Here is a 6,096-nt window from a genome sequence, read left to right on the forward strand (position 1 = left end):
TCGCCCGGCACCCTGCCGACCGTCGACCATACCCGGCCGGTTCCGCCTCACCAAATCCGCCTCACAGCGAACCCGGGGCACCGCCCAGATCCCGAATCAGAGAAGCCCAGCCCCTCCGACCCGAAAGTCTCCGCCACGCTCCGGCCTCCAGGACTTTCGCCCCATTTCGTCCGTTCCGCGCTGGCAGAGAGAAAGTTACGCGTCCCGCGGACCGATCGTCAAATCCGCGGGACGCGTCGCGCGTCACACCGTCGACAAACGACTATCGCCGCAGCTCAACACCCGCGAACGAGCGCTTACCGCGGCGCAGCACCAGGTACCGGCCGTGCAGGAGATCCTCCGCCGACACCGTGGCGTCCACCTCCGTCACCCGGTTGTTGTTGACGTACGCACCACCCTCGGCGATCACCCGGCGGGCTTCCTTCATGCTCGGTACCAGCCCCGACTCCTTGAGCAGGCCGGCGACGTCCGGCAGCTCGTCGAGATGGACCAGACCAGCCTCGGTGAGCGCGGCGCGCAGGGTCTCGGGCGAGAGTTCATCGAGCGCACCCCGACCGAAGAGCGCCTGGCTGGCCGCCACCGCCTGGGCCATCTCCCGCTCCCCGTGCACCAGCGTGGTGAGCTCCTCGGCGAGTGCCCGCTGGGCCAGCCGGGCCTGCGGGCGCTCGGCGGTGGCCTTCTCCAACTCCTCCAGCTCCTCCCGCGAGCGGAAGCTGAAGTAGCGCAGGTAGCGGGTGACGTCGCGGTCGTCGGCGTTCAGCCAGAACTGGTAGAAGGCGTACGGGCTGGTCATCTCGGGGTCGAGCCAGACCGCGCCGGTCTCGCTCTTACCGAACTTGGTGCCGTCGGACTTGGTGACCAGGGGCGTGGTGAAGGCCTCCACCGGCCCGGCGCCGCGGCGTCGGATGTAGTCCACGCCGGCGGTGATGTTGCCCCACTGGTCGGAGCCGCCGTATTGCAGTTGGCAGCCGTGCCGGCGGTGCAGCTCGAAGAAGTCGTTCGCCTGGAGCAGCTGGTAGCTGAACTCGGTGAAGCTGATGCCGGTCTCCAGCCGCGCCTTGACCACCTCGCGGGCCAGCATCTTGTTCACCGGGAAGTGCTTGCCGACGTCCCGGAGGAACTCCACCACGGACATCTCGCCGGTCCAGTCCAGGTTGTTGACCAACCGGGCCGCGTTCTCCCCCTCGTACGAGACGAAGGGCGACAGCTGGTCGCGAATGCGCTGAACCCAGCCGGCGATCACCTCCGGCGGGTTCAGGTTGCGCTCCGCGCTCTCCTTCGGGTCGCCGATCTGGCCGGTGGCGCCGCCCACCAGCAGCAGCGGCCGGTGCCCGGCCAGCTGGAGCCGACGGCCCATCACGACCTGCATCAGGTTGCCGACGTGCAGGCTGGGCGCCGTCGGGTCGAAGCCCACATAGAAGGTGGTGCTCCCGCCGTCGAGCAGCTCACGCAGCTCGTCGAGGCCGGTCGAGTCCTGGATCAGGCCCCGCCACAGCAGGTCGTCGGTCAGGGAGTCCCGCCCGTGCGGGAGGTTGCTGTCGGTCACGGTCACCAATTCTCCCCCATCTCCGGCCCTGACCCGTACCGGGTTTGGCGAGGCTCGCGGAGACTAGGCTGGCTCTCCAACGAAGGTGAGGAGGAGTCGCCGTGGAGATGCCGGATCCGACCGGGGGCTTCGTCGCCCTGCTCGGCCTGAAGTTCGACGAGGTCAGCGGCGACCGGGTGGTGATCCGCTGGCAGGTCCGCCCCGAGCTGCACCAGCCGTTCGGCATCCAGCACGGCGGGGTCTACTGCTCGGTCGTGGAGACCGCGGCGAGCGTGGGGGCCTCTGTATGGCTGGGCGACCGCGGCACCGTGGTCGGGGTTTCGAACCAGACCGACTTCCTGCGCGCGGTACGCGACGGCGAGCTGACCGCAGTCGGCACTCCGATCCATCGGGGGCGCAGTCAGCAGCTGTGGCAGGTGGAGATCACCGACGGCGATGAACGCCTCGTCGCGCGCGGCCAGGTCCGGTTGCAGAATCTCGCCCCCGCCGCCTGACGACCGGGTCAGCCACGTGCGCCGTCGAGGAGCGGCTGCGCGTCGGGCAGGTCCACGGCCGGATCGGCACCGCGGCGCAGCCGCACCTCCGTGATGGCCCGGTGGTCGATGCGGGCGACCTCCAGTCGCCAGGCGTCGACCGTGACGTCCTCACCCGTGGCCGTGGGGATGTGCCCGAGACAGGCGAGGACCAGCCCGGCGATCGTGGTGTAGTCGCCGGCCGGCCGGCCCGGCAGCTCGACGCCGACGTCGGGCAGGTCGTGTACCGGGAAGGTGCCGGGCAGGCGCAGCGCGCCGTCCGGATCGGTGCGCACCGCGCGTACGTCCCGGTCGGTCTCGTCGTAGATCTCCCCGACGATCTCCTCCAGGATGTCCTCGAGGGTGACGATGCCGTCGACCGCGCCGCGCTCGTCCACCACCAGCGCGATGTGCTGGCGTTCGGCCTTGAACTGGCGCAGCGCGTCGACGACGGGCAGCGAGTCGGGCAGCAGCATCGGCGGGCGTACGCGCTCGTCGACCGGCCGGTCCGCCGGTACACCGACGAGGTCCCGTAGGTGGATCACACCCACCGCGTCGTCCAGCCCGCCGTGGCGGACGACCGGCGCGCGGGAGTGGCCACTGGCGGCCAGCACCAGCCGGGCCGCCTCCGCGGTCGTCCCGCTGTCCAGGCAGAAGACCTGCAACCGGGGCACCAGCACGGCCCGCAACCGCCGGTCGGCGATCTCCACGGCACCGGCGATGATGGTCTGCTGTTCCTTCGTGAAGCCGTGGTTGCCGGAGACGATGTCCCGCAGCTCGTCCGGGCTGATCTCGTCGCGCTGCGGGCGCGGGTCGAGCCCGACCAGGCGTACGACGAGGTCGCTGGTGGCGCCGAGCGCCCAGACGGCCGGGCGGGTGAGGCCGGCGAGCAGGTCCAGGGGACGGGCCACCAGCAGCGCCCACCGTTCGGCGGACTGCATGGCGATCCTCTTCGGGGCCAGCTCGCCGAAGACCAGGGTGACGAAGGTGAGCGCGAGGGTTACCAGCACGATGGCGACCGGCTCGGCCGCCGCGCCGAGCGGCCCGAGCAGCGGGATCAGCGGGCGTGCCAGCGCAACCGCGGCGGCGGCCGAGGCGAGGAAACCGGCGAGCGTGATCCCGATCTGGATCGTGGCCAGGAAGCGGTTCGGGTCGGTGGCCAGCCGGGCCAGCACCCGCCCGGCGCGGCTGGTCCGTTCCAGCCGCTGGATCTGGCTGTCCCGCAGCGAGACCAGGGCCATCTCACTGCCGGCGAAGGCGGCGTTGAGCACGACAAGGACCCCGACCAAGGCCAGTTGGCCCCAGTAGCTCTGCACGCCCGAATCTCCCTCGCGCGACCGCGCCGGACTCCACCGGCGCCACCGCCCGGCGGCCCCGGTCGGCGTACGCGCATCTGTGCCCAGGCGGCGGGGCCGTGAATCCTCGCCGGGTGGGTACGGATCCGGACGGCCGGCGGGTCAGGAGCCGACCGGCAGGTCGAGGACGTACGCGTCGCCGGTGCGGCGGAAGCCGAGCCGGTGGTAGTACGGGGCGACCATGCCGGGCGGGCTGACCACCCGGCGGAAACCCCGGTCGGTGAAGAGGCGGCTCTGCCGGTACACGAACTCTCCCGGCGTGAAGTCGCGGAACCGCTGGGTGACGTAGTCCAGGTCGATCTGGGCGACGTCGTGCGCCTCGGCGTGTGCCAGCACCACACCGACCACCTCGTCGGCGCGGACCACCAGGAACGCGGATCGCTCCGCCGTGCCGGTCGGCCGGTCGTCGTCGGCCGGCCAGCGGAAGCCGGGGTTGAACTTCGCGATGTCCACGGCGTGCACCCGCAGCGTGTGGGCGAGGAACTGGTCGTGCACGCCGACCTCGACGACCTGGTAGGTCGCCTCGTCGTGCCGGGTGGCGAGCATCCGGCGCAGGTACCAGATGTTGATCACGGCGAGTACGACGTTGAGCCCGACCATGGGCCACACCCGGAGGGCGGCGTTGTAACCGATCAGGATCAGACAACCGATCAGGTTCAACGCACGCAACCGCAGGACGCGCGTCTGCAGCAGCGACCAGACCAGCACCGCGGAGCCGACCCAGCCGAAGAGTTCCAGCCAGTTCACCCCGCGAGGGTAGTAGCCCCCCGGGTGCGGGTGCTCGGCGGGCGGGCCGCTGTCAGGCGGTGAGTTCCAGCACGTACTCCTCGACGTCGCCGCCACGGCCGGCGGCGTAGGCGTGGTCCTCTCCCCGGATGACGAACCCGCATTTGCGCAGGACCGCGAGGGAGCCGAGGTTGTCCTTGGCGGCCCGGGCGTGCACCGGACGCTGCGGCAGCTCGCGCAGCAGGCCACCGAGCGCGCGGGTGGCGTACCCCTGGCCCCAGTGCCGCCGGTCGATCCAGTAGCTGACCTCCGTCTGCTCGCCGACGGGGAAGGCGAGCACGTGACCGACCACCTGCCCGTCGACGGTGACCGTCCGCGAGACGATCCCCGGGTCGGTGCGCACCCGGCGCCAGTGGTCGGCGAAGGACTGCCGGTCGGCGGGGTCGTCGGCGGTGAAGGCCGCCATCCGGATCGCCTCGGGATCCAGCTGGTGGCGGTAGAACTCGATCAGGTCGTCGTCGCGCACCGGACGCAGACGCAGCTCAGCGGTCACGCGAAGAGGATAGGCCGGGGGCCGGGGACCGGGGGCGTGGGTGCCGTGGGCACGCCGGCGGCGGCGTGCCCGGCCGGGGATGGGGTGATCCCCTCATTCGACCGCGGCGGGCGCCTCCGGGGACAGGATGTTGGACCGGGGTCACACGGACGCGACGCCGAGGCTGCGGTGACCGGGTGCGGCGGTACCTTCGGGCGGTCGCGCAGCAGCACGGCGACCAGACGCGTAACGCGTGAGGACAGCGGGCCGAGCCGGGTGACCCGGGACCAACGGCCCGCGATCCGGGACGAGCTGCCCTGACCGACCGTCGGCCGGCGAGGAATGCTCGAACCGGACGAAGGAGGTAGTCATGACCATCAACACCGGAGCCCCCGTCGTGGTGGGCGTGGACGGTTCCGACGCGGCCCTGGACGCGGTCCGGGTGGCCGCCCGGGAGGCCGAACACCGGCACCGTCCACTGCGGGTCGTCCACGCGTTCAGCTGGCCGCTCACCGTTGCCGATCTCGGCCCCGCGCCGTTCGCCGCCGAGACCGCCGGGCTGCGTGACGAGGCGGAGAAGTTCGTCGCCCAGGCCGTGGCCGAGGCCGGCAAGGTGACCCCGGACGTGTCGGTCACCGGCGCCGTGGTCGACGGGGCCGCGACCCGGGTTCTGCTCGACGAGTCCCGCGACGCCGCGCTCGTGGTGCTCGGGCACCGCGGCCTGGGCGGCTTCGCCGGTCTGCTGATCGGGTCGGTCACCGTCCAGGTGTCCGCCCGGGCGCAGTGCCCGGTGCTCGTGGTACGGGGTGAGCCCCGCGCCGACGGTCCGGTCGTGGTCGGCGTGGACGGATCCGAACTGTCCACCGAGGCGGTCGGCTTCGCGTTCGAGGAGGCGGCCCGCCGGGGCACCTCGCTCGTCGCGGTGCACGCCTGGCTGGACCCGGTCGTGCTCTTCCCCGGCACGGTGGCCCCGTCGACGGACGAGCTTGCGGCGTACGCGGAGGACGAGCAGCGGGTGCTCGCCGAGTCCGTGGCCGGTCACGGCGAGCGCTACCCGGAGGTGTCGGTGCGGCAGGCGCTGGTCCACGGTTCCCCGGCTCAGGCGCTCGTCGAGCAGTCGCGCGACGCCCAGCTGGTGGTCGTCGGTGCGCACGGTCGTGGCGCGCTCGGCGGTCTGCTGCTCGGCTCGGTCAGCCACGCGGTCCTGCACCACACGCACTCGCCGGTGGCGATCGTGCGGCACGTGCGTACCGACGAAGGGTCCTGACGCGGGCGGCGGCAGGTACCGCCGCCGTTCCTGACTGCGGCCGTGGGGGGGGGGGGGGGGGGGGGGGCGGGGGGGCCGGGGGGGGGGGGGCCGGGGGGGGCCCCCGGCCCGGGGCGCCCCGCCCGGCCGACGAGCGAGGGCCGGAGCGCGGCGGGAGG

At 72.4% G+C, this 6,096-nt stretch carries 6 protein-coding genes; 2 read left to right on the forward strand and 4 right to left on the reverse strand.

Translation table 11 applies throughout. From position 1 onward, the window contains the following. Positions 1–262 precede the first annotated feature (262 nt). Entirely contained in the window at positions 263–1,546 is a 1,284-nt protein-coding gene (gene tyrS / locus AB0F98_RS31650; protein WP_357743224.1) for a tyrosine--tRNA ligase, read from the reverse strand. Between the two features lie 107 nt (positions 1,547–1,653). Here tyrS and AB0F98_RS31655 point away from each other — a divergent pair, with 107 nt between their 5' ends. After that, entirely contained in the window at positions 1,654–2,040 is a 387-nt protein-coding gene (locus AB0F98_RS31655) for a PaaI family thioesterase (protein WP_357743227.1), read from the forward strand. Between the two features lie 8 nt (positions 2,041–2,048). Here AB0F98_RS31655 and AB0F98_RS31660 read toward each other — a convergent pair whose 3' ends face one another. From AB0F98_RS31660 to AB0F98_RS31670, 3 genes are all read right to left on the reverse strand, one after another. Beyond that, the gene (locus AB0F98_RS31660; RefSeq protein WP_357743212.1) at positions 2,049–3,374 is read right to left on the reverse strand and encodes a hemolysin family protein; all 1,326 of its coding nucleotides are present in this window, start codon (positions 3,372–3,374) and stop codon (positions 2,049–2,051) included. 141 nt (positions 3,375–3,515) lie between these two features. Beyond that, positions 3,516–4,160 carry a hypothetical protein gene (locus tag AB0F98_RS31665; RefSeq protein ID WP_357743215.1) on the reverse strand — a complete coding sequence of 215 codons (645 nt, stop codon included), beginning with the start codon at positions 4,158–4,160 and terminating at the stop codon, positions 3,516–3,518. A 52-nt stretch (positions 4,161–4,212) separates the two neighbouring features. Beyond that, positions 4,213–4,692, reverse strand: coding sequence for a GNAT family N-acetyltransferase (locus tag AB0F98_RS31670; protein WP_357743218.1), 480 nt, complete (start codon positions 4,690–4,692; stop codon positions 4,213–4,215). 349 nt (positions 4,693–5,041) lie between these two features. On the opposite strand from AB0F98_RS31670, the gene AB0F98_RS31675 reads away from it, so the two are divergent. Then, positions 5,042–5,938 (forward strand): universal stress protein, encoded by an 897-nt coding sequence (locus AB0F98_RS31675; RefSeq protein ID WP_357743221.1) that lies wholly within the window; start codon positions 5,042–5,044, stop codon positions 5,936–5,938. The last annotated feature ends 158 nt before the right edge of the window (positions 5,939–6,096 follow it).

This window comes from Micromonospora sp. NPDC023737 (assembly GCF_040639715.1).
GTDB lineage: Bacteria > Actinomycetota > Actinomycetes > Mycobacteriales > Micromonosporaceae > Micromonospora.

Coding starts and splice junctions, on each gene's coding strand:
- AB0F98_RS31655 (WP_357743227.1), top strand. CDS start 1,654: ATGCCGGATCCGACCGGGGGCTTCGTCGCCCTGCTCGGCCTGAAGTTC.
- AB0F98_RS31675 (WP_357743221.1), top strand. CDS start 5,042: ATGACCATCAACACCGGAGCCCCCGTCGTGGTGGGCGTGGACGGTTCC.